The sequence below is a fragment of the Stenotrophomonas sp. YIM B13575 genome, from assembly GCF_042787595.1.
Classification (GTDB): Bacteria; Pseudomonadota; Gammaproteobacteria; order Xanthomonadales; family Xanthomonadaceae; genus Stenotrophomonas; species Stenotrophomonas lactitubi_B.
The window spans coordinates 22,453-46,441 of sequence record NZ_JBHZOP010000003.1 but is presented as its reverse complement, the minus strand read 5'-3'; the positions used below and the strand labels follow the sequence as shown (position 1 = coordinate 46,441).

31 protein-coding genes are annotated in these 23,989 nt (G+C 65.0%); all 31 read right to left on the bottom strand.

The features are described 5' to 3' along the window. Positions 1 to 4 precede the first annotated feature (4 nt). Entirely contained in the window at positions 5 to 4,594 is a 4,590-nt protein-coding gene (locus ACFX4F_RS00495; protein ID WP_380651157.1) for a tape measure protein, read from the bottom strand. Between the two features lie 83 nt (positions 4,595 to 4,677). Then, positions 4,678 to 5,028: a hypothetical protein gene (locus ACFX4F_RS00490; protein ID WP_380651154.1), complete on the bottom strand. Its 351-nt coding sequence runs from the start codon at positions 5,026 to 5,028 to the stop codon at positions 4,678 to 4,680. Between the two features lie 74 nt (positions 5,029 to 5,102). Further along, positions 5,103 to 5,834, bottom strand: coding sequence for a hypothetical protein (locus tag ACFX4F_RS00485; RefSeq protein ID WP_380651151.1), 732 nt, complete (start codon positions 5,832 to 5,834; stop codon positions 5,103 to 5,105). 34 nt (positions 5,835 to 5,868) lie between these two features. Beyond that, positions 5,869 to 7,836: a hypothetical protein gene (locus tag ACFX4F_RS00480; RefSeq protein ID WP_380651148.1), complete on the bottom strand. Its 1,968-nt coding sequence runs from the start codon at positions 7,834 to 7,836 to the stop codon at positions 5,869 to 5,871. Between the two features lie 3 nt (positions 7,837 to 7,839). Continuing rightward, complete coding sequence (locus tag ACFX4F_RS00475) at positions 7,840 to 8,055, bottom strand: hypothetical protein (protein WP_197649754.1); 216 nt, start codon at positions 8,053 to 8,055, stop codon at positions 7,840 to 7,842. A gap of 77 nt (positions 8,056 to 8,132) precedes the next feature. After that, positions 8,133 to 8,507 (bottom strand): hypothetical protein, encoded by a 375-nt coding sequence (locus ACFX4F_RS00470; RefSeq protein ID WP_380651145.1) that lies wholly within the window; start codon positions 8,505 to 8,507, stop codon positions 8,133 to 8,135. Between the two features lie 126 nt (positions 8,508 to 8,633). Beyond that, complete coding sequence (locus ACFX4F_RS00465; RefSeq protein ID WP_312400987.1) at positions 8,634 to 9,107, bottom strand: hypothetical protein; 474 nt, start codon at positions 9,105 to 9,107, stop codon at positions 8,634 to 8,636. A gap of 78 nt (positions 9,108 to 9,185) precedes the next feature. Next, positions 9,186 to 9,548 carry a DUF3168 domain-containing protein gene (locus ACFX4F_RS00460; protein WP_380651142.1) on the bottom strand — a complete coding sequence of 121 codons (363 nt, stop codon included), beginning with the start codon at positions 9,546 to 9,548 and terminating at the stop codon, positions 9,186 to 9,188. After that, positions 9,545 to 10,048 (bottom strand): HK97-gp10 family putative phage morphogenesis protein, encoded by a 504-nt coding sequence (locus ACFX4F_RS00455; RefSeq protein WP_380651139.1) that lies wholly within the window; start codon positions 10,046 to 10,048, stop codon positions 9,545 to 9,547. Before ACFX4F_RS00455 ends, ACFX4F_RS00460 begins: the two co-directional genes overlap by 4 nt. Beyond that, positions 10,041 to 10,376 carry a phage head closure protein gene (locus ACFX4F_RS00450; RefSeq protein ID WP_117310041.1) on the bottom strand — a complete coding sequence of 112 codons (336 nt, stop codon included), beginning with the start codon at positions 10,374 to 10,376 and terminating at the stop codon, positions 10,041 to 10,043. Before ACFX4F_RS00450 ends, ACFX4F_RS00455 begins: the two co-directional genes overlap by 8 nt. After that, a complete protein-coding gene (locus tag ACFX4F_RS00445; protein ID WP_380651136.1) occupies positions 10,373 to 10,852 on the bottom strand; it encodes a head-tail connector protein in 480 nt (159 codons plus the stop codon). Before ACFX4F_RS00445 ends, ACFX4F_RS00450 begins: the two co-directional genes overlap by 4 nt. Position 10,853: 1 nt before the next feature. Continuing rightward, entirely contained in the window at positions 10,854 to 11,336 is a 483-nt protein-coding gene (locus tag ACFX4F_RS00440; protein ID WP_380651133.1) for a hypothetical protein, read from the bottom strand. A 61-nt stretch (positions 11,337 to 11,397) separates the two neighbouring features. Further along, positions 11,398 to 12,648, bottom strand: coding sequence for a phage major capsid protein (locus tag ACFX4F_RS00435; RefSeq protein ID WP_380651130.1), 1,251 nt, complete (start codon positions 12,646 to 12,648; stop codon positions 11,398 to 11,400). Between the two features lie 11 nt (positions 12,649 to 12,659). Continuing rightward, entirely contained in the window at positions 12,660 to 13,502 is an 843-nt protein-coding gene (locus tag ACFX4F_RS00430) for a head maturation protease, ClpP-related (RefSeq protein WP_380651127.1), read from the bottom strand. Continuing rightward, positions 13,480 to 14,742 carry a phage portal protein gene (locus tag ACFX4F_RS00425; RefSeq protein ID WP_380651124.1) on the bottom strand — a complete coding sequence of 421 codons (1,263 nt, stop codon included), beginning with the start codon at positions 14,740 to 14,742 and terminating at the stop codon, positions 13,480 to 13,482. Before ACFX4F_RS00425 ends, ACFX4F_RS00430 begins: the two co-directional genes overlap by 23 nt. A gap of 8 nt (positions 14,743 to 14,750) precedes the next feature. Continuing rightward, a complete protein-coding gene (locus ACFX4F_RS00420) occupies positions 14,751 to 16,631 on the bottom strand; it encodes a terminase large subunit (protein WP_380651121.1) in 1,881 nt (626 codons plus the stop codon). Continuing rightward, complete coding sequence (locus ACFX4F_RS00415) at positions 16,588 to 16,965, bottom strand: hypothetical protein (protein WP_380651118.1); 378 nt, start codon at positions 16,963 to 16,965, stop codon at positions 16,588 to 16,590. The genes ACFX4F_RS00420 and ACFX4F_RS00415 overlap by 44 nt, the downstream gene beginning before the upstream one ends. A gap of 137 nt (positions 16,966 to 17,102) precedes the next feature. Beyond that, complete coding sequence (locus ACFX4F_RS00410) at positions 17,103 to 17,465, bottom strand: HNH endonuclease (protein WP_380651115.1); 363 nt, start codon at positions 17,463 to 17,465, stop codon at positions 17,103 to 17,105. Next, the gene (locus ACFX4F_RS00405; RefSeq protein WP_380651112.1) at positions 17,465 to 17,755 is read right to left on the bottom strand and encodes a hypothetical protein; all 291 of its coding nucleotides are present in this window, start codon (positions 17,753 to 17,755) and stop codon (positions 17,465 to 17,467) included. The genes ACFX4F_RS00410 and ACFX4F_RS00405 overlap by 1 nt, the downstream gene beginning before the upstream one ends. A 162-nt stretch (positions 17,756 to 17,917) precedes the next feature. Next, positions 17,918 to 18,217, bottom strand: coding sequence for a DUF1064 domain-containing protein (locus ACFX4F_RS00400; RefSeq protein ID WP_312704273.1), 300 nt, complete (start codon positions 18,215 to 18,217; stop codon positions 17,918 to 17,920). A 232-nt stretch (positions 18,218 to 18,449) separates the two neighbouring features. Then, on the bottom strand, positions 18,450 to 18,731 hold the full coding sequence (locus ACFX4F_RS00395; protein ID WP_380651108.1) for a hypothetical protein: 282 nt from the start codon (positions 18,729 to 18,731) through the stop codon (positions 18,450 to 18,452). 1 nt (position 18,732) lies between these two features. After that, on the bottom strand, positions 18,733 to 19,215 hold the full coding sequence (locus tag ACFX4F_RS00390; RefSeq protein WP_380651106.1) for a hypothetical protein: 483 nt from the start codon (positions 19,213 to 19,215) through the stop codon (positions 18,733 to 18,735). Next, positions 19,212 to 19,646, bottom strand: a complete 435-nt coding sequence (locus ACFX4F_RS00385; protein ID WP_380651103.1) for a hypothetical protein — start codon at positions 19,644 to 19,646, stop codon at positions 19,212 to 19,214. The genes ACFX4F_RS00390 and ACFX4F_RS00385 overlap by 4 nt, the downstream gene beginning before the upstream one ends. A 17-nt stretch (positions 19,647 to 19,663) precedes the next feature. Continuing rightward, positions 19,664 to 20,152, bottom strand: coding sequence for a lysozyme (locus ACFX4F_RS00380; RefSeq protein WP_380651100.1), 489 nt, complete (start codon positions 20,150 to 20,152; stop codon positions 19,664 to 19,666). Positions 20,153 to 20,247: 95 nt separating this feature from the next. Then, entirely contained in the window at positions 20,248 to 20,946 is a 699-nt protein-coding gene (locus ACFX4F_RS00375; protein ID WP_380651097.1) for a hypothetical protein, read from the bottom strand. 70 nt (positions 20,947 to 21,016) lie between these two features. Continuing rightward, a complete protein-coding gene (locus tag ACFX4F_RS00370; protein ID WP_380651094.1) occupies positions 21,017 to 21,373 on the bottom strand; it encodes a Lar family restriction alleviation protein in 357 nt (118 codons plus the stop codon). Next, positions 21,370 to 21,879: a hypothetical protein gene (locus ACFX4F_RS00365; protein ID WP_380651091.1), complete on the bottom strand. Its 510-nt coding sequence runs from the start codon at positions 21,877 to 21,879 to the stop codon at positions 21,370 to 21,372. The genes ACFX4F_RS00370 and ACFX4F_RS00365 overlap by 4 nt, the downstream gene beginning before the upstream one ends. Then, positions 21,851 to 22,243, bottom strand: coding sequence for a Ref family recombination enhancement nuclease (locus ACFX4F_RS00360; RefSeq protein WP_380651088.1), 393 nt, complete (start codon positions 22,241 to 22,243; stop codon positions 21,851 to 21,853). Before ACFX4F_RS00360 ends, ACFX4F_RS00365 begins: the two co-directional genes overlap by 29 nt. Continuing rightward, entirely contained in the window at positions 22,243 to 22,437 is a 195-nt protein-coding gene (locus ACFX4F_RS00355; RefSeq protein ID WP_117310023.1) for a hypothetical protein, read from the bottom strand. Before ACFX4F_RS00355 ends, ACFX4F_RS00360 begins: the two co-directional genes overlap by 1 nt. Further along, positions 22,434 to 23,105: a hypothetical protein gene (locus ACFX4F_RS00350; protein ID WP_380651085.1), complete on the bottom strand. Its 672-nt coding sequence runs from the start codon at positions 23,103 to 23,105 to the stop codon at positions 22,434 to 22,436. The genes ACFX4F_RS00355 and ACFX4F_RS00350 overlap by 4 nt, the downstream gene beginning before the upstream one ends. After that, complete coding sequence (locus ACFX4F_RS00345; protein ID WP_380651082.1) at positions 23,095 to 23,988, bottom strand: helix-turn-helix domain-containing protein; 894 nt, start codon at positions 23,986 to 23,988, stop codon at positions 23,095 to 23,097. The genes ACFX4F_RS00350 and ACFX4F_RS00345 overlap by 11 nt, the downstream gene beginning before the upstream one ends. Between the last annotated feature and the right edge of the window lies 1 nt (position 23,989).

Here is a 23,989-nt window from a genome sequence, read left to right as displayed (position 1 = left end):
CGGATTACCTCGCGTATACAGCGTTGAGAGAGTTGCGCAGCGCGCTGCTGCTGGACGTGCGGACGCCTTGGGTGGTGGTGGCAAGCAGATCCCGCAGCAGCTGGTTCTGCTCGGTGAGCAGCGCATTGCCCTGCTGCACTGCTGTGGTGGTCTGCGATTGCGCGTCCTTGTTCACCACCAGGTCGAACACGGCCCGGCTGAAGTTGTCCGGCAGCGCTTCGATTGCATCGGCCAGTTGGCCCATGCTCGTGCCGTCCTCCTTGCCCAGGTCGCCCACCTTCATGCCGTCGATAAGGCCGGTTACCTGGTCATACAGGCCGTTGTAGTCCTTACCGCTGGCATAGAGGTTCCGACCGAAGCCCAGCGCCGCCTGGGCCGCCGACTGCGCGGCGCTTGTGTCGCCACCGGCCACCGCCCGCTGCAGCTCCTTCATCGCCTCGCCCAGCTTCTCCTGATCCGTCAGCGGCGACAGGTCACTGATCGACAGGCCGTACTGCATGGCCTTTTTGTCCTTGTCGATCTGCGCCTGCAACTTGCCCATGTTCATGGCCCGCAGGGCTTCGATCTTGGCCAAGTCCTCAGCGCGCGCACCGGACAGGCCCAGCGCCTTGGCGTAATCGTTGGCCGACTTCACCTGCTGGCGGTAGGTGCGCTCAATGGTCAGCGCCTGCTGCTGGTAGCTCGACAGGTCGCCGGTCATCAGCTGCGTGGAAACGTCTGCCATCAGCGTGGCGTAGTTGCCCAGCAGCCCCGTCACCTTCTGCACCTGCGTGGCCAAGTCGGTGCCGGCGACGCTGGCCAGGTCCTGGAAGTAATCAACGGCCTTGTTGACCTTCTCCACCTCCATGCCGCTGAGGGCGCGGCCCAGCTCGTCGGCATTGCCCACGGCCAGTGCAATGGAAGCACTGAGGGCCGAGAACACATCCGACGCTTCGAAGTAGCCATCCAGCTGGCCCCCGAACCCTGCCGCCCGCACTGCCTCGGTAAACAGGCGATCCGTCATGTCGGCCAAATAGGCCTCCAGCTGCGACTTCGCTTCTGCCGAATCCGCCGACAGCTGCAGCTTGCCCAGCGACACCTTCACCCCGGCCAGCTGGCCGGAGAGATCCACGCCCAGCTGCTTGGCCAGGTCAGTGGCCGCGCCACGCACCTGGCGAGCCGCCATGTCGAAAGTGCGATCGATGCCCGGATCCAGCGCCCCGTACTGCGTCCACTTCTTGTCCGAGCGGAACAGGCCGCCCTTGGCCTTGATATCGGCATAGGACTGACCGTTGAAGCCACCGAACCCGTAATCGCCTGTGATGCCCTGACCGGTCACCTTGGGCGCGCTGCGGCCGAACAACTTGGCGTGGATGCTGGAACCCGACAGGATGGACGCCGTCTTGTCGTTGAAGCCCAGGCCGCGGAAGCCCTTATCCGCCAGTCCGACGGCGCCGGCCGTGGCGATCTTGCCGGCCCAGCTTTCGCCGTTGGCAATGTCCCAGCCCTGATCGAACAACTCGGCGTTCTTCATCATGCCGGCAACGATCCAGCCGATGATCGGCACCGCTGCCGCAGCAGTCGAAGCGGCACCAGCACCCGCTGCCGCGGTTCCGCCCGCTGCAGAGGCGCCGCCACCGGCAAAGGCTGCGACGTTGTTGCCGAACCCTGCGAGGCTCCCCGCGCTGATGCCACCGCCAGCCGCACCGGCGCCAGCGCTGAACAACCCCTGCCCCTTCGACAGCAGGCCGGCGATGTTGCTCAGGTTCTTGCCACCGGCGGCCGATCCGTTGCCGCCGAATAGACCCATGAGGCTGTCCAGGCTGAAGCCACCACCCTGCCCGCCCCAGCCGCTGATCCCCTCCATGATCTTCGTCTGGATGGGGATCACCAGCTTCTGCTGCAGCAGCTCCCGGGCAATGTCCCGCAGTCCCTGCTTGGCTACGTCCTTCAGGTCGTCCCACAGACCGTTGAAATCGCGCAAGCCACTGGCCACGAAATCGGCCATTGCATCGGCAACACCATCCACGCCGTCCAGGACCACATTCGCCCAAGCCTCGGCATTGGCCGCTGCTTCCTCCACCTGGATCGACAGCGCAGCGGACGCGTCGGCAGCGGCAAGCATTGACCGTTCGTAGGCCTCATAGCTTTCCGCGCCCTTCGCAAGGGCGAGTGCTTCCTTGCCCCCGGCGGCCTCCACGGCCTTCTGCAGCTCCTGCCGCATGTCGCGCTCGTTCATCATCTGCCGGCGCGACAGCTCGCGAGCGCGGCCGACCTTGCCCAGCATGGCCACCTCTGCGTCCATGGTCGCCAGCAGCGCTTCGGGGCTGGACAGTGCCTTGTTGACCTCAGCACTTGAGAGTTCCAGCGCCTTCTGCGACTCCAGCACCAGGGTGTTGTACGCCGCGCGCTCGATGCGCCCCTCCTTCAGTGCCTCCTTGAGCTTGTCCTCCAGTTGCTTCTGGCGCTCGGTGGCTTCAGCCAGCGGCCCAGCCATCGTCGCGGCGGCCATCGCCGCCTGCTCGTTGTAACGCTTGGTCGCCTCCGCGTCGGCCTTGCGGTCCTTGGCGCCTGCACGCTCAGCAGCAGCCGAACCCTTACGCGATTCGGTGAAGTTCTTCTGCGCGGCGGCCAGCTCGGTCTGCAACCGGATGTACTGCGCGCCCTGTTCGATGTACTGCTTTACCTTCGGGTCGTCGCGCTTGGAGAAGTCCACGCCGCCGGCCTGGGCTTCCTTGAACCAGTCGGACACATCCAGCTTTGCGACTTCGCCCGCGCTCTTGCCTACGCGCGCGAGCTGGCCAGGCAGCGACTGCATCGCCGATGCGATGCGCTTGCCGGCAGCCCCGGCCGAATCGCCCAGAACGTTGAACGAACCCGACAGGGCGTCGGTCGCGCTCTTGGCCTGGGTGCTGCTCCCGGTGAACGCCTCCAAGATCGCCCGCTTACGATCTACCTCCCGGCCAGCGGTGGCCGCGGCGGCGGTTTCCTCCGTCAGGCTCTTTGCCACCGCGGCTGCGGCAGGCGAGCCGTCGATCATTGCCTTCCAGGCGGCATCCAGCCCGCTAGCGAAGTCATCGGCAGAAATCTTGCCTGTCTTGAACGCTGCGTCCAGCCGCTCCGTTTCCTTGATGAAATCAGAGGCTTGAGCGACGGTGGAAAAGTTGGTGGCGGCGGCCACCATCTCGGTGATCGAATCGGTGATGGTCCGATAGTTGGCGTCAATCTCCTTCTGCAAGCGCAGGATCTCGCCGGCCTGCTGCTGTCGATTAAGCTCCCGGAATTTCTCGATGGCCGTATCAGCAGCGCCACCAAAGTCGATCAACGCTGCAGCAGCGGTGTTGGTGTTGTCCCGGAAGATCAGCCAGCCAGCGGCAGCGGTTGCCAGCATCGTGACGATGCCGGCAGGACCACCCAGCATTGCCAAGGTGGACGCTCCCGCCCTCGCGGCCCAGCTTGCGCTTGCAGCCGCCGACTGGGTCTGCGCCTGGGCGAGCAGCAGCGTTGCCTGCCGGTGCTCGAGCGTCGCGGCTGCAGCCTTGGAGCTGACAGATACGCTGCCGCCGATTACCTCCATTCGGCGGACTTCGGCCTGCGCATCGAGCATGGCCGCCCGCGCGCGCAATTCAAGCTGCTGAGCAGCAGCAAGATTCTGAGCCGCAGCTGCCTTGTCCGCGATCATCGCCGCGTTGGCGGCCGCGACTCGCGCGAGAAGCGCCTTCACCAGGGGGCCAGAGGCAAGTGCGGCGGACGCAACGGCTACCGTCTGGAGATTATTTCCGAGGATGCCAATGCCTGCAGCAAGAGCCTGGGACGCGCCAGTGGCGTCATCCGCGCGGCCGATCATCTCCGAAAGGTTGGTATTGAGCAGCGTCAGCGACTGCCCCACGGTCGCGTCCATCTTTCCGAACGCTTCGTCAACGGCGCCCGCCTGGCGCTGAAGGGCATTAATGACCTGATCCGCAGTCAGCTTCCCAGCCTGCCCCAGTTCGCGCAGTTTGCCCATTGGGACGTTCAGCCCCCTGGCGATTTCCTGGGCGAGAGCTGGGGCGCCTTCCAGGACCGAGTTCAGCTCCTCGCCGCGCAATGCGCCAGATGCGAACGCCTGGCCAAGTTGAACTAGAGCCCCCTCCGCAGCAGAGGCGCTGCTGCCACTGATAACAAGTGTCTTGCTGATCGTCTCAACGACGCGCGCCAAGCCAGCGCCGGACAGCCCCAGCGCGTCCTGGTTCATTGCGATGCGCTGGCAGAGCTCGGCAGTTGCCCCCAACGGCTGACGTGTTGCTTTCGCGACTTGGATAACGTCTTGTTGCGCTGCAACGAATGACGCCTGGTCCTTGGTCACCAGGCGAAGTCGGTTGTTCAGGTTGGTCCATTCGTCAGCTTTGCCGATAACTGCCTTTACAGCGGCCAGCGCCGAAGTCATTCCTACGGCTTCAAACGCCACACGGCGAAAGCCCGCAGAGACCTCATCGGCACCACGACGGGTAGCTTCCGACATGGACGACTGAATGGACTCCATGTCGCGCTTAACTACACGCGCGGCCTTCCCACTGTCTCGTTCGAAGGAGCCGGACTTCAGCAGCAGGTCTACGGTAAGGGTGTAAAGGCTCATCCCGTCGTCCATAAAAAAAGCCCGCACATGGCGGGCCGAGATAAAAAAAACCGCCCTTGTGGGCGGCTCCTAGTAGCAATCGATCATTCGCTTGCGGGTCTTCGAATCACTTCGTCATTGATCATCAGCTCCTTCAGGAAGTGACCATCCAGTGACATAGTGCATCGCGCATTGGCGTCGATGTTTGCTCCGAATCCGTTCATGAGCGTTAACCCATCTCCATGCGTCCACTGGACGACAATCTGACCGTTCGCCTGGCCGACTGAAGTTGGATCAGGGATCTTCGCAGATGATGGATTCTTGACAGACTCCTTGATCCATTGCTGACAGTTCTTGCTCGCCTCGCGGAAAGCACGCTGCTCGGGCGAAATCCCGCCGCATGACACGACGAGCATCCCGGAGGCCAGCAAGATGGTGGCCGTTGCAAGGGCCATTGGGTTTCTCATTGCGATCCTCGCATCAGTGTTCCCTGCGGATTCTCGCACTCTCCCTCGGTCCCAACAAACGGCTATGCCGGAACCTCCTCAAACTCGATGTACCCCGAGAAGTACTGCCGGCTAATGTTCTCGGAAGTGGGCAACTGCGTCGGGTAGCCGTAGAGCGCAGACCGTGCCGCGAGCTGCGGATCAAATGCCTTGGTCGCCATATCCCGGTACTGCGGCACAACGCAGGAGCGGCGACGGCCAGCCAGCGCCGCGCCGATCGTCTCCCAGTCCGTTCCGTTCAAGCCGCCGCCGCGCACAACGTCCGTGGCCCGGCCGGACAGGTTGCAGGTCAGCCTGCGGTAGAGCGCGCCAGGCACGGTATTGACCTGCCCGCCCTTCGTCCTGGTGTGGGTACTGGTGTCGATCGTGGCAACACCCCAGCCGTCGCTGATACCCACGTCCACGGCTTGGAAGATGGCAATCTCGCCGATATCGACGTTGGTCACGGTGGTGTCGATTTCCACGGACACAGTTGCAACGGGCATCGAAGCCTGCGGAAAGAGCCATGCGCACACGCTTCCGTCAGGGAGCCGCGTGGTTGTGCCAAGGGCGCCCGCAGCGCGCACCGCCACGCCCGCCGGGACGTTCAGCCCCAGCACCGCCACTATTCCCGGCACGACAGCCTGGGCAAGCGTCACAGTGACGGACAGGGCCCCCGTCCGTCGAATCCGGCTGGCGCGCCCCGGCTTGCCGTCGAACAGCGCGGCGCCCTGATCGCTGCTGAGCCATGTTCCACCGGCCAGCGTCACGGTCACCGCTGCCGGCATTCCATATCCGATAAGCACTCTCTCACCCCCACAAGGTCAGCACCACATCACCCGTGGCTGGGTTTCTCTCAACTCGGCGCACCAGCACCGGTTTGCCGTCGGCCAGGCCGTACCGGCCGTAGTACAACCGGCCGATCTGCCCGGGCAGCGGCGCAAGCTGCTGATCACCGCGGACGGTTACCTGGTAGAAGAAGCGCTGCCGCTGGTAGATGGCTACCACCCGGTCGATTTCGGCCTGAGCGTCGGCGGCTCGCCAGAACAGCGAGATCACGGGATCTGCCGCCTCGGCTCGGCGGTAGTGAGCGTCCAGCGGCCCAGCCGCGAACACCTGGCCGCGATACAAGGCAGTCAGCTCATCACGCCGCGCCTGCGGAACGTCGACCACGTCTGTGACCAGGTCCGACGCACCCAAGGCCTGGGCATTCGGCCTGTACGCCATGCGGCGGGTCAGGTTGGGCGCTTCATCCGGTACGCCCACCAAGTCGCTGGCCATATGGTCGTCGGTAAGCTCGAACGCCGGCAGGCCCTCGTAGCTCTCCGGCGCCACTACCCGGACGAACCGCAGCACCCCCGTCGCATCCTGGTAGCACCCGGCTCCATAGCTGGGCAGGATCGCGTTGAGCGCGTCGCGGCCCGTGATCGAGGTTCCTGCGTAGTACCCGACCCCGGCGTAACCCGAGGCCGCGTCCACGGCCGCACAGTCCGCTGCCGACCACGCCCCCATGCCCAGACGCCCCATGATCTCGGCGACGGCCACAGACAGCGTTGCGGGCGCCATGCCGGCACCCACGCTGGACAGGTCCACCACCACGGGCATCACCGGTGGAGACTTCATCAGCAGCTGCTGGTGATCCGGCGCAACTTCAAACGTCCCCGGCTCCATCAGGTCGCCGCGGTCCATGACCGCATCGACATAGACCGGGCCATCGGCCAGGAACATGGAGGTGGCATCCGAATTGCCGCCGGCAGCCGGCACGCTAGCGACGGCGCCGATCACTACAGGCTGCGGCTTCCATGCCAGTGACGCGACATTGGGCAGGAATACGCCACGGTTGATGGGCTGGGCCAGATAGTCGTGCGCGTCCCGCAGGTGGAGGCTCTTGCTGCCGTCGTCGTTGATCTCGATCTGGTCGATGGCACAACGAAACACCGGAACCGCATCGGCGAGCATGGCGGTCTCGTCAACCATCAGGATCTGGACCGAGGCACCGGAGCCGCCTGAGAGCGCGAGCCCATCAAGCATGCCCTCGGCATCTGCCACGACGCACTCTGCCGCTGCCGATTGCGAGACGGGGTCGCCGCCCCACGGCCAGAAACTCAGTTCCTGCACCAGGTTCACGCCCTCTGCGACCAACCCTTCATAGCGGGCGTTTGCCGGGCTATCGCCAGGCGCAGAAAGCCAGTCGGCATCGGCCAGCCGTGTCGCCGTGGGCTGGGCCTGATCCAGCCTCCACCCCGCGACCGCCGCATCGCTCCTCGCCCCCCACTGTCCTGCGTTCACCGCCAGGCACAGCCCGCCGGCCTTGGTTGCAGCCAGGGATGCAGCAAAGTGCAGCGGACCGGCCAGCAGCAGGTCGCGCTGGTGGACCAGCGAGCCGTTGAGATAGAGGTGCAGCCGGGACGGGCTCCCGAAGGACACCCGCATCCCGACGATATCGCCGTGCTGCACCAGCGGGAGGCCCGTGGCGATGGCGCCGATGCCTTGGATCAGCCGGCCTGTTGCCAGCTCCCAGCCGATGCCCTCCCCGTTTGTGCCCGGTGCCTGGTTCAGTGGCGCAGCCGGCGTGACGAACCCGACCACAGCGGAAAGGTCGTCATCGCCCCACAAGGCGAATTCAACGCCCACAACGCCGGCAATCAGAGCGAAGTCTGATCGCGCGCACCGGTTGAGATCGGCCGCGGCCGTCGTTGCGAGGGTGAGCCCCCCATCTCGGGCGGCGAGCAACGGTCCGATGGGAAGCGCAGCGAAGCGCCCGAAGGTGTCGGCCATGGGTCATCCAAGAGAATCAAACCAGTCCTCTGCCTCGTCCTCGTCGGATCGTGGCGCAAGGGCGTCCAGGTAGTGCTGCATGCCACGCTTGGTGCCGCCTTGGCTGTGTGCAGCGGTGATGTAGGCGATGAAGGCAGCGGGCTTCAGGTGCAGGCTGACCGGGTCGATGGGGTTGCGCTTGTGGAACTCCCACCATTCCAGGAACTCGCGACGCGACATTGTCGCCCGCAGTTCCGACACCGGCCGGTGCAGGTGGCCGGCGAGGACCTTCCAGAACCAGTCCTCGCCACGCTGCCTTAGTCGTTTCCCGCGTCGACCTGGGCCTGAGCGGCCTCTTCGCCGAAGCCAGAATGCTTCATGGCAACGCGCTGCAGCTCTGCCGCCACCAGCGGTTTCAGCTGTGCGGCCTGGGTCACGTTCATCACGGGCTTGCCGTCTTCGTCGCAGATGGCCGCCGCGATCAGCTTGGCGCGGTCGCCTTCACTCCACAGCTTGCGGAACTCCACATCCGGCAGCTCGCGCACGTGGAACTGCGCCTTATCACCATTGGGCAGGGTGATCGTGTCGGCGTGCACATCCTTCGAAGCGAACATGCCCAGGCTGGTGAACGACTGCAGGATGCTCAAGCGCTGCTGCGGCTGGTTTTCGGGAGTGTCGTTGGTCTTGCTCATTGGCCGTTTCCTTGAATGGCGACAGGGCGCGCGGGCCGCGCACGGCTAACACGCGGAGGATCCGCGCGCCCTGCCAAAGAGAAGGCCCACCGAAGCGGGCCGAAAGAGAGAGCGCCGTTGTTGCGGTCAGGGCGTCGGGCGGTGCGTTTCGACTGCGCCGGAGCCACGGATGGTCAGCGTGGCCTTCCACACATCGTTGTCGGCCACCGTCACCGCGAAGTTCTGCACGAAGCCGTTGAACTGCTTCGACACAACCGTCGTCGGCGGGGTGATGACACCATCGACCGCCACCGGCTTGGCCGCGCCCGCCGTTTCGCTGGCCGGCGCGGTGACCAGGAAGTTGACCACCGCGCCAGTGCGGTGCAGTTCCTCCAGCGCCTCGGAATCGACGGAGTCATAGATCACCTCGATGCTCGTGCTGCCGGTCGCCTTGCGGCCAGCGACGAACTGATCCCAGTCGTCATCGAAGTCCGAGATATCGATTTCCGACGCTTGGCCATCAGGGAAGCCGACCGAACGGACACGGGTCACCTTGATGACCTCCGCCGCGCCGATGGCGATGAACAGCTGGGTGTGCTTCGACTTGAGTACCTGTCCCATAAGGGTTTCCTTGCGTTGTGCCCGTCGCCGGGCATGAAAAAAGCCCCTTGCGGGGCCGGTGGATTGCCGTTGTCTGGATCAGCGCAGCTGCAGCAGCCGCACGTCGAATGAAATGCCCATTGCGTCGGTGTCATCGCTGTCGGGCGTGGGGTTGTGCGACTCGATGCTGCCCACGCGCTCGATCACATCCCGGATGGCGACGGCAACGCCGTTGGCCTGGCTGAGGCTCTCGCCCCAAACGGTCAAGCGGACCCGCCAGCCGTCCGCCGGCGGCGGCTCAGAAAGCATCGCGGTGGGCGAGCCACCGACAACTTCCCACGTCGCGTACGGGAGCGGCGTGTCCTGGGGCGCGCTGCCCAGGAACAAGCGGGCGGGGTCGCCGAGCACCTGCCGGACCGTCGCATCGTCTTCCAGCAGCGATTGGATCAGGGGAACCATCATCGCCAGCCCTCCTTCCTCAGCTGCTTGTCGAGCGCAGCACGGGTCTCATCGATGATCACCTGCGCCGCCTCGGGCCCCTTCGCTTCGCCGGCAGGAGTCAAGAACGGCGAAGCCCGCTGCTTCTTCGTGCCGAACTCGAGGAACCGCCAGTAGTAGGCCCAGCCGCGGTCAACGTAGGATTTCCCTGCCCGGCCTCGTTGCTTGTTGCGCTTGGTGTTGGCGTACTTGCGGCGGCGGCCGGACTTTACCCCCACCGTGAAGTACTCTCCGTCCTTGCCCACGCCTGCGCGGGACCTGCTTTGCGCGTTGGCTCGTCGCGTGATGATCTGGCTGGCCAAGAACCCCGACGCCTTCGGCGCACGGCGCCTCGCATCGTCCCGGATCACATTGCCGCCCTTGCGCATACCAGCTCGGACCGCACTTCCCTGCACTGCCCTGGGCGCCTCCCGCAGCGATCGCAGCAAGCCGGCCAAGCCTTGAATCGATACCTGCTCAGCCATTGGTCAACCCCGCTACGGCGATGATTGCCATCTCGCTACGGTCGTTACTGGGCGCGATGCTCTTGATATCGAACACGCGACCACGGAACACGATCCGCCATTGAGGGTCGACTTGCCGCGGGCGAATATCGAACCTGACTTGCTCGCGGTAGCGGTCGGCGCCGGCAGCCACAGCCTCGGTGGTGGCCGCAAGGTTGTTGGTGGCCTTGGCCCACACGGACACAACCTCAGCCCATACCGGCTTGTCTTGGCCGCCAAGCGGATCGCGCACAGGGGTCTTCCGCTCGAAGCGGATGCGATTCTGCAGATCGCCGTCCTGAAGCGTCATGGCATCATCACCCTTCGATATGGGCGCAGGAGGCTCTTGGCGCCGTTGGGAAGCTCTACCGCTTGGGCGCCCACAACCACGTCGGAGCGGTTCGCGTAGAGATGACCAATCGTCAGCAGTACGGCCGTGACGATGCTGGGATTGACGACCACGCCATGGATGCAGGCCTCCGCCTCTGCACTGGCCTCGCCGAAAGCAACGTTGGCAAGGCGGATCGCCGCGGTTCGCTCCTCTCGGTTCTCGATGAACACTGCGTCAGCCAGCGCCTGGTCACGCGCTATTGCCGCTGCCCTTACCGCCGCTGGGTAGCCGGCTCGCGCCTGAGCCAGCGTGTCCGAGCTCTCGTAGATCCTACGATTGAGGTATGCCTGCGCTGCGTCCACAGCACCGCAAACCGCAGCCTGCAACTGCTCTTCGGGGTAGTCGGCCTCGACTCGCACATGCGAGCGGGCCTGTGCGAGCGAGACGATGGGCATGTCAGTCCTTCTTCCCTTCGGCCAGTGCTGCGGCCAGCTTTTCGGCACCCCAGCGCTTATCGAACGGAATCCCTGCCGCCTCCAGCTGGACGATCAGGGCCGCCTTGTCGCCGCCTGCCTGCTGCTTGTTGGCGGTCTCGTCGGTCTCGGCAATCAGGCCCTGCACCGTCTCAGCGATTGCCATCTCGCGGGCTTCTTCGCTCTGCTCGTTCCAGGCTTCAACCGTCAGGCCCGAAGCCGCATGCGCCTTGCTGACCACATCGCCGAGCGACAGTTCGCTTCCGTCGGCGAACTCAAAACGCGACGGCTGCAGGCTGGACCCCAACAGCGTCAGCGGCGGCGGGGCGTCAGCGATCAGGCTCAGCGCGCCCACCGACAGTGCACCGGCCTCCAGCTCGGGCGGACAGTCATCGCCGGCAGTGAACTGGATGGGATAGATCTGGCCTTCCGGAACCCCACGGAAGGGCTTGATGAACTTTGCCATTGCGGCTCCTCGAACACGGGATTGAAGCCGGGCGGCGCGAGGCCGCCCGACGGGTGGGTGATCAGGCCGCAGCCGCGATCTTGAGGGCGCGCATCGGCTCCGGGTTGTGCACACCGCCGCCCACACGCTTGGTCGTGTAGAACATGACGTAGGGCTTGTTGGTGTACGGGTCGCGCAGCACACGCACGCCCTTGCGGTCGTACACGGTGTAGGTCTGCTTGAAGTCACCGAACAGCGCGGCAATCGCGTTTGCCGCAACGTCCGGCGTGGCCGCCACGTCCTGCACGGCGAAGCCGGCCAGGGTGGACGGCTGACCGGCTACCAGCGACGGCTGCCACAGGTAGTTGCCCTGCGCGTCCTTCAGCTTGCGCACCACGCCCTGGGTCTTGCGGTTCATCGCGAACTTGGCGCCAGCGGTGAAGGCGGACGGCAGGTCGTAGACCAGATCCAGGATGCTGTCGCCATTGATGCCGGCTGCAACACCGCTGTTCACGGCCTTGATGGCGCCGAACGGGTGCTTGGCGGCGTTGGCGCCACCTTCCACGTAGGTCAGGATGCCGAACGGCTTGTTGACGCCATTGCCGGAGAAGAACGCATCACCTTCCTGCCTGGCGAACTCCAGCTCGACCTCGCCGGCCAGCCATGCCTCCAGGTCGATCTCGGAATCGTCCAGCAGCTGCTGGGTTGCGGCCGGATTGGCGTAGATCTCGCCCCAGCCAAAGCTGAGCGGGCGCAGCTTTGAGGTCGCGGTCTCCGGGCGGGCGTCTTCTTCGCCGACCCAGCCCGAGGACGTGCCGCCGGTGTTGTAGAGCTTGGTCAAGCCGGCACCCGAGCAGGGCTGCACGTTGGCCAGCTGTCGCATGTCCGAGACGATGACCAGGCGGTCGGTGATCGAGCGGTCCCATTCGACCGGTGCCAGGTAGCCGCCTTCGTCGGCCGCGCCCTTGTTGAGGGCAGCCTGCACTTCACCCTTGCGGAAGTGAGCACGGAACGACTCGGTGTACTCGGCATCGGCCACGTCGCTGGCGGCGCCACCGCCGCCCATCTGGAACGCGGCCATCTGGGTGTTGGCCTGGTCGACCGCAGCCTGCAGACGCGTGATATCGGCGTTGATGTTGTCGACCTTCAGGGCCTGCAGTGCATCGGCATTGCCCTTCTTGATCTCGTCCAACTGCTTGTTGTGCTCGGCCTTGAAGTCAGCGAATGCCTTGTTCAGGCTCTCCACCAGCGCCTTCACCTCGGGCTGGCTGCCACCATCGGCGTGCACGGAAACGAGGCCACGCGGAACGCGGCCGTGGGTCATCTTGTTCATTTGTTGGCCTCTTAGGCTTTGATGTTGTCGAGAAGGCCCTGCAACAGGGCCGTGGTTTCGTTTCCGCCAGCGCTCGGCATGGCAGGGTCGGCAGCGCTCGGCTTGCCGTTGAACAGCGATTTGAGGGTGTCGCGTCGCATGGATCGGGAGTGGCCAGCCTTGGCCATGGCGGCTTCCACCAGGGCGAGCGCCTTGCGGCCGCCCGATGCCTGCTTGGCATCCTTCGTGGCGGCGGCCCCGTCGAGCAGGCCATCGGCAAAGCCATCTTCCACGGCCTGGGCGGCGCTGATCCACGTTTCCTCGTCCATCATGCGAGCCGCTTCCGCCTCGGTGATACCCGAGCGAGCGGCGTAGACCTTTGCCATGGCAGCGTCGAAGGGCTCCAGCAGCTTTGCCGCGTCCGCCATGTCGTGCCGGTTGCCGATGGCCACCGCCCACGCGTTGTGGATCATCAGGAACGCCCCGTCGCCCATCAGGATCTCATCGCCGGCCATGGCGATAACCGATGCGGCCGACGCAGCCAGCCCCATCACCTGGACCGTCACGCGTCCCTGGTGCTCGCGCAGCAGGTTGTAGATCGCCACGCCCTCGAAGAAGTCACCGCCGGGGGAGTTGACGTTTACCACCACATCCTTGCTGCCAATCGCACGAAGGGCGGCGCTGATCCGCTTGGCGGTAACGCCCGTGCCCTCCCAGTTCTCGCCGATCGAATCGTAGATGGAGATGCTGTTTGCGTCGTTGCCGGCAGCGCGGACTTCCGGCTCCCAGCGTTCCAGCGCGTCGGGCCGCATATCGAACTGGGCGGCGCCGAGCCGTCGCTCGGCACGGATTTCAGGCAGCTGCCGGAGGCTCATCGCTCTTTCCCTTCTGTGTCATGGGGTTGATCAGGTCGTTGGCGCCTGGCTGGTCCGATTCGGGGTAATCCAGCAGGTCGCGGATCTCGTTCTGCGTGTGGAACGGCTTGGTGCCACCAGAGCCGAGGGCGGCCTTGAAGAATTCGGCCTGATCCTTGAGCGTTCCGCGCATCAGCGCCCGCACGTTGAACTTCGGCTGGAAACGCTCCAGGTCGCGCTCTGGAATAAGCGACCGCGCCACCGCCTGTTCCCAGTTGGTAAAGTGCTCCAGCATCGTGTACTGCAGGAAGAAGATGCCCAACTGCTCGATGCCGGTGCCCCAGCTGGTATCACTCAGGAACAGCAGCGGCCGGGGAACGCCGTAGAGCCTGGCCACTTCCTCCACCTGGGCATTCCGGTTCTCGACGTGCTGCGCTTCCTGCGCCGTGCTGCCGAACTTGTTGGCCTTGGCTCCCTCTTCCAACAGCATCCATTTCTGTGCTGCTGCAGCGCCGGCATACTCGGTCTCCAGCGATCCGCGCATGCGGCCGTAGGCGATCTCGCTTAGCGCGTTCGGCACTTCGATAGCACCACCGGCCATGTTGCCGGTTTCGAAGATGCGGCTCGCAGCTCGCTCCGCATCCAGCGCCAGGCGAATTGCCCGGTCGGCCAGTTTCATCCTCGACAAGCTGGTGACACCGTCCACGGAGATATCGCGGATGTGCAGGACCTCTTCCTGCTTGAGCACCACCTCGCCGCGCTTTTTGCTGTTGAAGCGGTAGATCATCCGCCAGTCGTCGCCAAGCTCGGCGCGCACCGCGGGCGAGTCCAACGGGATGAGATGGATGGGTCGGCCTGCTGACCACACGATCCGTGCGTAGGCGTCACCGTGGCGCTGCCGGGCCAGCTCCATCTGCCGCTTGAACTCCAACGGCGTTTGCCACGGGTTCGGCTTGACCTTGAGCAGGCGGTGCGCAGGGTGCTCGGTGGCTATCCGTTTTTTCCCGCCAGACTCGATCAGGTTCAGCGGCAGCATGCCGATGGTCCCGCAGATCAGAGACAGGCAGCGGAGCACCGCCATGTTGCGCAGCTGGTAGCCACCACCGCCCTGCCCGCTCTGCGCCCGGATGAACTCCAGCAGCGCCGGGTCATCCATCCCCGTGAACTGGCCAGCCTCAGCCCGTGCGCCTTGGGGCGCCGCCGGCGGCGGATTCCAGATCCGGTCCAGCGACTTGATATCTTCTTCGTTGAACCTGGACATTGCATTTCCTATAGGAATCGGATGCCCCGCTGCTCATAGACAGAGGCAGGCGCGACCGATGAATGTGCGGAGCCGAAAGCCATCACGACCGCTACCGCGGCGTCGATCTTGTTGACGGACCGTGCCTTGGACAGCCAACGGTTTTCCCACTTATCGCTTTCGATGACGGCCGACATGATTGCCGACACCAGCACGGGGTTCCCGAGCAAGCGGACGCGACCTTCCAGCAGTGCTTCTTCGAACAATCGGAGGGATCCAGGCATCCACAGGCCTTCCGGCGCCGGCTTACCTGCGGCGGCGGCGGCCTTTACTGCCGCCTCTGTGGGCTTGCCCTTCTTCAGGCCACCCTGCGGGTGCTCAACGAACGAAACCGAGAGGCCCAGTTCTTTGACTTCCTCTTCGAACTGGCGGAACGCGTACCGGTCGTAGGCAACCTGAGCGATTTCGAAGTCTCGGTCATACTCGGCCACCGTTTGCGCGACGTGCCGGTAGCTGATCGTCTGGCCCTGTGGCGCGTGCAGGTGGCCCTTGGCAATCCACGTGCTGTACGGAAGCTTGTCGCGTAGCTCGCGGGCCTTGACCGTATCGCCCGGAGTCCATGCCTCTACCCACGCATCAAACGTCGGCTTGCTGACCAGCGTTTTCTTGCCCTCGACCTCTACCAGCACTTCCTTCGAACCAGTCTCCACTACCGCGCCCAGCGCCGTAATGTCGCGGTTCTGCGACAGGTCCAGCCCCAAGTGCATGCGCTTGCCGTGGTGCTGCGAGATCTCAAACGGCTGCAGGGCCGGCTCGAGCGTGTCGCGGCTGAGCCAGGCCTGGTCCGCGTCTGTCCACATGCAGAAGTTGAGCCGCAGGATCTCGTTGAGCTTGCTGGGGATCTGCTTGGCCAGGTCTACCCGGGCCTTTAGGTACTCTTCCGTGATCGTGATGCCAAGCATCGGGTTGGCCTTCAACCAACAACGCGGATCCTCCAGCGGGTCATCACCCTCATCCAGCCCGCAGACAAACGAGAACGTGCGGTCATCGATGGGTTCACCGATGAAAGTCGGATCGTTCACGGCCTCCGTATGGCCGGCTGCGACCTTTACCGCGTGCTCGTGTTCGGCCCATGCAACGCTGTTCCGGTCACTGCCCGAGTTGGTGATCATGAACAGCAGCGGCGAACGGCGGAACTTAAACCCGTTCTCCATCATTTCGATGATCTTGCCGTCCGCCATCTCGTGCACTTCGTCGGCCAGGACAAAGTGCGGGCGGTAGCCGGAACCCGTCTTGCCAACGTCGCGGGACGCTGGCCGGAAGTAGCTCTGCGACTTGTGGTGGGCGATGTTGTATTCCTTGCCCTCACCGCCTGAGAACTCCAGCCGTTTCTTCAGCGCCGGGGAAGCCTTGACCATCTTGACCGCATCGCGGAACAGGATGCCCGCCTGATCCTTATGCGAGGCCACCGCGTACACCTGGGCGCCGGCCTCCTGATCGGCGCAGAGCCCGATCAGCGCGATACCGCCCGCCATAGGCGACTTGCCGTTGCCCTTGCCTTCCTCGATGTACGCACGCCGAAAGCGGCGCGTGCCATCCGCCTGTTTCCAACCGAACAGGCTGCCGATCTTGAACGCCTGGCTGGGGTGCAGCTTGAACGGCTTCCCTTCGAACTGCCCCTCACTCAGCCGCAGCACGTCTTCGAAGAAAGCGATCTTCTTGTCCGCCGCTTCGCGGTCGAAGTACAGGCCTCTCTCGTGAGCGTCCTCAAGGTCTTTCAGGTGTCGCCGGCAGGCGTTGCGCACGTGCGGGCCTGCAACGGTCCGGCCTTCCACCACTGCCAGCGGATACTCGCTGGTCCGGCAGTCAGAAATGCTTGTCGTCCGGGTCTTCGTCTTCGCCTGGGCCATGATTCACTTTCGTCTCATCCACCGGCGTGGCACCGAGCTTCGACAGGAGCGAGCCCAGTGCCTGCATCGCCGAAACACCCATCTCCGGGTCGGTCGCCATTCGCGCGGCGAGGATGCACACCTGGCGCAGCAGCAGCCGGTGACCGGCGTGCAGCCAAGGCATGTTCTCGACCTGTTCTTTCCAGACGGCGACCTGTTCTTTGGTCATTCCCCTGTAGGGAGCGCCGATGGCTTTTGGCCCCTTCGGCGTCTTTCGATTTCGATGCCGCTGCGGGTTCTTTGCCGCAGCACCGGACACGGCCGCTTTCGCTGCTGGAGTGCGGGGATTCGCCATGGTTCACCGTCTGAATCGCTCACTGAACAAGGCAATGCTTGTTCAGGAATGGGGGTCGTCTTTCCAACTGTGGATGCGTGCGTTTGGGGGGGCGCACGTATCGCTGGCGAATCGACCCAAACTTTTTCGCCCCCCGTTCAGGTTTCTGTGGATAACTTCGGCCGCGCGATGCCCGGTCGTGACGCCTGCAGTGGCCATCCATCGGCGTCGCAACCGACCAGGACGCGCTCTGTGTTGCCGAAGCCGCCATCCTCGCGCGCCGTTTTCCTGCTATGGCAGCTGACGCACAGCGTCCGAAGGTTCTCCGGAGTGTTGTTGTTCGGATTGCCATCCACGTGATCGACGTGGGCTTGCCCCTTACCGGCGCACAGCACGCCACAGGCCTGCTCCTGGCACCGATACAGGTCGCGCAGCAGGATCGTTTCCCGCAGCGCACGCCATGCCCTGCTGTTCGTTGGCAACGCGCGCTTTGCTTGGCGATTGCCTGCCAGTCCGCCCATCAGTACGGTTTCCCGTCCAGATCCACGCGTTCTGGCTCGGCGCCTTCGTCCTGGGCCGGCGATCCCATCTCCTCACCCAGCAGCTGAGCCACTGACTGCACGAGCATGCCGACGTGCGTGGCAAGCTCGGCGATCTGCAGTCCCTGCTGCTCGATGATCCCGACCAGGCGATCGATGCGAGCGTCTGCGCTTCCGTCGATGCGTGCGGCCAGGGCCGCGTCAGCACCAGCGCGCGCAGCCTGTTCGGCGGTTAGCGCCGTTGCCAGTGCTTCAATCCGTGCAACGTCCATCAGCAACCCTCGTTGTTCGCAGGAACAGGCCGCGGCGTATCCACCGCTCGACCTGATCCCAGTCCGGCTCCATGCCCGTAGCCCTGGCGAACCACACCACTGCGGCCAAGTAGCAGCGCAGCCACCAGCGCATGCGGACGGAAGTCATCACCGCTCCAGCCATCAGAACTCCTCCACAGCCCAGCCGCCACCGTCGCGCTTGGGCTTGACCTTCACCGCAATGAAGCGGAACGGGTACATGGCCGCGGCGATCTTGATCTTGGCCCTTGCGTCGTCCTGCCAGTGGCCCTTCACCTCGTGGCAAGCCATGACACCGTCGGCCTCCAACACGGCAAAGTCCGGCGTGTAGAAGGTGTTGTCCGCCAGACGCAGCTTCAGGCCTTCGAACCGGTGCCACTGGATCTCGCCGGCAGCCTGCAGCGCGCGCAGCCGTTCGGCATACGCGGCTTCGGTCTTGTTCATCTCGCCGGTCTTAAGCCGGCCCAGCGCCAGTACCCGCGCCGAAGAGTTTCCCCGCCTCATCATTCCGGTCCCGGTGGAGGACCAGGATTTCTCTCTGGCGGCAAGGGCGTGTACCCATGGCCGCGCGACTTCACCCGCTCCCAATGCCGAAAGCGCACCACGCCACAGATGGTGTCGGTGACGACGCAGAAACCGATGATGGCCGCTATGCACACCACTCCCTCAACCCAGCTCACAGGCCGCTCTCCGGGACTGGCCGGCCCTGCACCTGGCCAATGGCCTCGAACTGCGCCTCATACTGCATCAGGCAGCGCTTCCGGCCATTGCTCACGTCGAACACCGCCGATGGCTTCCCATCCCGCACCCAGCTGCAACGCTTGGTCAGCGCGGCATCGATGGGAACGTAGGTGGCCACCGGAACCTTGATCAAGGCCGGCGGCGGTGGGTTCGGCTTGGTGGGTGCGGCCTGGCATGCGGCCAGTAGCGCAGCTGTGACAACCACGATGACGCGCATGTCAGTACCCCTTCAATGCTGGGCAGGCGGAATCAAGCAGCTCCAGGGCCGCCTTGCAGGTGTCGGGCCGCTGCTCGTAGCGGCCGCGCCAGGTGGAAGCCTCCTTCTCGGACGCTTCGATCTTGCCGGCCAGGGCCTGCAACGCCGCCGCGCTCTCTGCCTTGAGAGCTTCCAGCTTCTCGGCCTCGGCCCTCAGTGCGGTGGCGACCTCGGCCAAGCGCTGGTCGCGGGTGTCCACGTCCGCCTGCAATCGGGCGGCGTCGGCTTTCCAGTCGGACCGGACCTTGACCACCTGAGCGCTCAGGTCGCGGATCTTCTGTTCTTTCTCCCAAGCGGTCAGCCCGGACACCGCACAGCCGAAGGCCAGCACGGCACACACCAGCTTCACCTTGCTGCCTGGCTTACTCAGCCATTGAAGGGCGTCGGCTCCGGCCCCGATGACCAGGCTCCAGGCTGCGCCTAGGAATCGAATCAGTACGTTCATGGCTTATCGCCTCCGATGGCGCCGGTGGCTTTCTCCACCATGCGCACGTAGCCGGGCAGCAGCCGGCGGATCAGAACGCCGGACAGGCCGGCCAACGGCAGCTGGGGGGCGCCCGCCAGTGCTGGCCAAACGGACGCGGCAACAGCGATGACCCACGCGGCCACGATGGCGTAGGCCACTACCGCGACAGCGAGGGCGGCCCAACGCGCGGCGGTCTGCAACAACCGATGCCCGCGCCGGCGGCTCGCGTCGGCCGCAACCCGCTCCGCGTCCTTCTCCGGCAACAGCAGGACGCCGATCAGCGCGCCGGCCATGGCCACCAGCAGCACAGACTGGGGCACGCCGAGGATGACTCGCTCTGCCTCCCGCAGCGCATCAGCAGTCGCGGGCGCCACTACAGCCGCGGTGAAAGTCCCGACGATGATTTTCATGGTGCTCACGGGCTCGGTCACGGCGCCACCGTCCCGCCGGCCTTTCGGTACACCGCCAGCAGGTCCGCAAGCTTGTGTTCGTGCTGCCCGTAGCCTGCCCCCGGGAGGCTCGCCCATATGTTGCTTACCGCCTTGATGGCCTCCGGAATCCTGCCCGCCTGTATCAGCGGGAGTCCGCGGCGTTCGCGGATCTGCTGCAGCGCGATCAAGTCCTGACTCAGCGGCGAGAAGTCCTTCAAGCCCAGCGTCTTCCGGTAGGCGTCGTAGTAGCGGCGCAGCAGCTGGTAGCGGCCTGCGGCGGTGGACTGGATACCGAGCTTCGGCAGAGGCACGAGGACTCGCGGATGATCGGCATAGCCCTTGAAGCACTGACCACCGACGATCACGTCATAGCCACGGTCTTTGGTCGGCTGCTTGCCGTTGTCGGTCCCTTCGGACCACCCCAGCATGTCGAGGAAGGCCACGACGTTCACGCCGCCAGCCTGTTGGGGAGTGATTTGCGCCATAGCTTCTCCGGAAAGAAAAAGCCCCGGCTGGGCCGGGGCTTGCGATTGGATGGTGGCAAGATTGCTGCCTTTTTCGATGACCTAGGAAGTCATCGCTAAATCCCCATCGTGAGTGCCTTGCTGAACTGCCTTGCAGCGCGCGCTTCAGCTGCGCGGAAGTTGGCGAGCATCCACTCGTAGACCGGTCGCCAGAACCGGCTATACGCAGACCAATCCGCGCCAATGGCGCCTGCACGCTTTCGGCCGCTCAGCGCCTCCCAACCACTTCCGCCGCAGTCCCCGCAGTTCACGACACCTGCGCCCGCAGGATCGGGAACGACCTTTCTGCCGCCGCAACGCTCGCACTCGCATGCACCGACCATCTCAGCGATCACGGCCCCGGCCAGCACCCCAAGCTGCTCCATCGTGTTGTTCGGCCATGCCGCAGCGCGCGCGTCATCCAGAGCCTTCTCTGCTCGGCGCAGCTCACCCCGCTGCGCATCGGTGACCATCCCGCCGCACCAGCCCATGCTGGCCTTGGCGATGCCGAAGTGCGTGCGAGCGTCGGCCAGTTCGTGCATCTGGCGGGTGAACTCAGGTGCCACCAAAGCGATTACGGCCTGGCGCAGCTGTTCACGGCGGCGCTGACCACTCTCGGGCCACCACATTGTCTGCAGCAGCTCATGCCCCAGCCCGTGCGGCACGTACGCCAGTGCGGCCACGGTCTCTTGGGTGGTCGGGCCGCCCGCACTCCCATCAAAGCTCATGGTCTTTGGGCCCGTCCGGCTGGACAGCAGTTCCCGTGCATCGTTCATTCGCATGCGCCTTCCCCTTGGTGGTTTGCTTGTGCAGCGCGTGATCGCGCCGGCTTCTTGATTGCGTTCATCAGGCCGCGTCCGGACCGGCCGGCTCGGCCGCATAGTGCGTGATCGCCGGGTTGTCCCCGCGCCAGCTGCCAAACACCGGCCGCTTGCTCACCGAGTCCCATAGCATCAGACGCCGGCTGCTCTGCGGCGCCAGATCGATCGGTAGCCACGGAATAGAGGTGCCCGTGCGCGTCTGCCATGAAGCTATCGCTGCCGGTCGGGCATCGTCCATTAGCGGTATGTGCGGGGTTCCGTTGCAGCCGCAGCCTTCGCAGCCGACAGCGAACACTCGATCACCATCACCGTCCACGAACTCAACGATTCGGACCCGCTTGGAGCCGCAGAACGGGCACGGCTTAAGATCGAGCGCAGTCATGCTGCCTGCTCCCAGCTGGCCGGAAGGCGCTGCACCTGGCCGCCACGGGCCTCGAACTGCTCCACCGTCTCGGCCGGGTGCCCCTTCCCCTTCTCTTTGCCCCATGGCTTGGCCGGGGCCAAGCCAGACAGCTGCGCCACACGCGACCGGTTGATGGTCATCCTGTCCACGCGAGGCGAGGCTGGTTGTGCTGCTGCCCGGGCAGCGCGCCTCTTCGCCTTCGACGCACGGCTGATTTCCCTCCGCCGCTCGGCTCGCTCGTCTGGCGCCATCGCCTTGCGCCGCATGCCTTGGCCTGTCGCCGTGAACGTCGGCGCCACGCCAGGCGTCTTGGACAGGTAACCCGCATCGACCAGGTCGTGCAGTGTGCGGCGCATGGCCTGCCGGTTCTTCCAGCCTTGAACACCAGCGGCATCGCTTGCCTGCACGGCAGTGACCTCAATGCCCGGGTTGGAAGCGAACAGCGCGCGAGCCCTGTCAGCCATAGATTGCTTGGATTCGGTCATGCTTCAACCTCAGTTCGTTGATGTAGGTCTGTTGGTCGATCAGCTCGTCGTCCGAGCCGTAGATTTCGTGGAAGGTCCGGGAGCCATCCTTCAGGCTGTGCCCGTATGTCCGGGTCATCCACTTGAATGACCTGCCTTGCAACGGTTTAAGCTCGTGGTGCCACTGGCACATGGCGAAACCGAATGCATGGCCGCGCCGGATGTTTCCTGACTTGCAGTGGTGGTACTCGCACCCTTGAATCACCCTGTCCTTCGGCAGCAGGTTCCGCATGTAGAGCAGCAGGCACACCATGCAAGGCCCCCTCTTTGCCACCCGGATGCGCTCTTCCTCTGCGCGCGTAGGAGCCGGGCCGTTCGACCACATCAGCGCAGCTCCGGAATCGGGCCGGCATACCGGGTGATCGGGATCTGCCGGCAGCCATCGCGCCAAACGGTGGCCCCACGGGTGGCGTACAGCACCAGCGGCTTGACCCCATAGCCATAGGCCAGATACCAGCCGGCCACTGCCACCGGCTCGGATACCGGGCGCACTTCCAGTTCGACGTGGTCCTGCCTCATGCCGCCGCGTCCTGATCGGAACCGAACAACTCGGCGATTTCCGCGAGGTGCTTCCGGGTGCGCTCGGTCGCTTCCGGGCTCGCCTCGACTCGGCCGGCGAGCAGGGCCAGCGGATTGAACGCGGGCGTGGCCGGCGGCAGCGCCAGGTGATCGGCTACCTGCTCGTGCGCCAAGCGGCCAGCGTCCACCGCCAGCTGCAGCGCTGCGGCGCGGGCACTCGCGTCATGGCCCAGCGACGGCTGATAGACGGCGCAGCCACCCACAGCGCGCGCACTCTTCACCAACCGGGCGTACACCTCCAGAAACGCCTGCCGGGCTGCGATCTTGTCGCCCTCCTCGACCAGCGGCAGCGCCGCCGTCCATGCGTCCCTGGTCTGCTCGGTCCATACCACGGTCACCGCCTCGTCAGCGGCCCGGATCGCCACAGCCCACGCTTCGTTCGGTGCCGGGTGCCCGTCGTCAATGCGTTCCATGATCGCGGCCAGGCTCAGCCGGCCCTTTACCTCGCGGCGGCAGGCGGTCAGCGCCTCGGCCAGCACGCGCAGCGGATAGGTGGCCAGATCCAGCACCATGTACGTCGCGGCGTTGGGGCTGATCTTCTCGCCCATGACCTCGGCAGTAGAGGCCAGCATGTCCACCAGCTGATCCTGCTCGGCGTCAGTGAGCATTGGTCGCCCCCCTCAGCTGGCGCAGCTTTGCCTTGGCCTCGTCCGCGGCGTTGGCGTTGCTCTGGGTCTGGTCCTGCTGCTGGGCGCTGGTCGCGGTCATCTGCCTGCCGGTGACCCATTGCGTGCGGTAGGCCTCGCACTTCGCCAGCAGCGAGCCCAGGTCGTGCATGTTCTGCACCACGTAGCGCTCGTTGACGGTCAGGAACCACCCGGCGACGGCCGGTGCTTCGGCATGCCCGAGCCGCTGCACCAGCTGCTTCACGTTGGCGTTGACCTTCGCGTTGCGGACCGGTGCCACGCCATGGCGCTCGCGGTAGGCGCTGGCGTATGCCGCCCATGTCGCCCTGCATGCGGCCTGCAACTCCGTTTCCGGATCCACCACCGGCGGCGCGGCCGACAGGCCCGCCGGAGATGACGGTTCTTCTGACGGTTCATTGGTGGTTATATGACGGTTAGGCGGCACGGGGCGCACCTCCAGACCTGCGCCCGCTGCATCCCCACCTGCACGGGGCGCATCCCCACCTGCATCGGGCACACCCCCTGCACGGGGCGCAGCACCTGCGCCCGATGCAGTACCGGCTTTTCCGGTCTTGCGAGTGCCCTTCGATGGCGCTGCGGCCTTGTCGAACTTGGCCGGGGTGACGTTGTAGACAGTGCTGCTGTTGAACCTGCGGTCGCGGGTCAGTAGGCCCACGACTTCCAGATGATCCATGGCGGTGCGGACAGCGCGCGGCGACATGCAGCAGCGCGCGGCGATGGTGCCCACCGCCGGCCAGCACACGCCGTCGTCGTTGGCTTGGTCAGCCAGCGAGATCAATACCGCCTTCTGCGTGACGCTCAGGCCCTGCAGCGGCCAGCACTGCGACATGATGATGGTCGACATG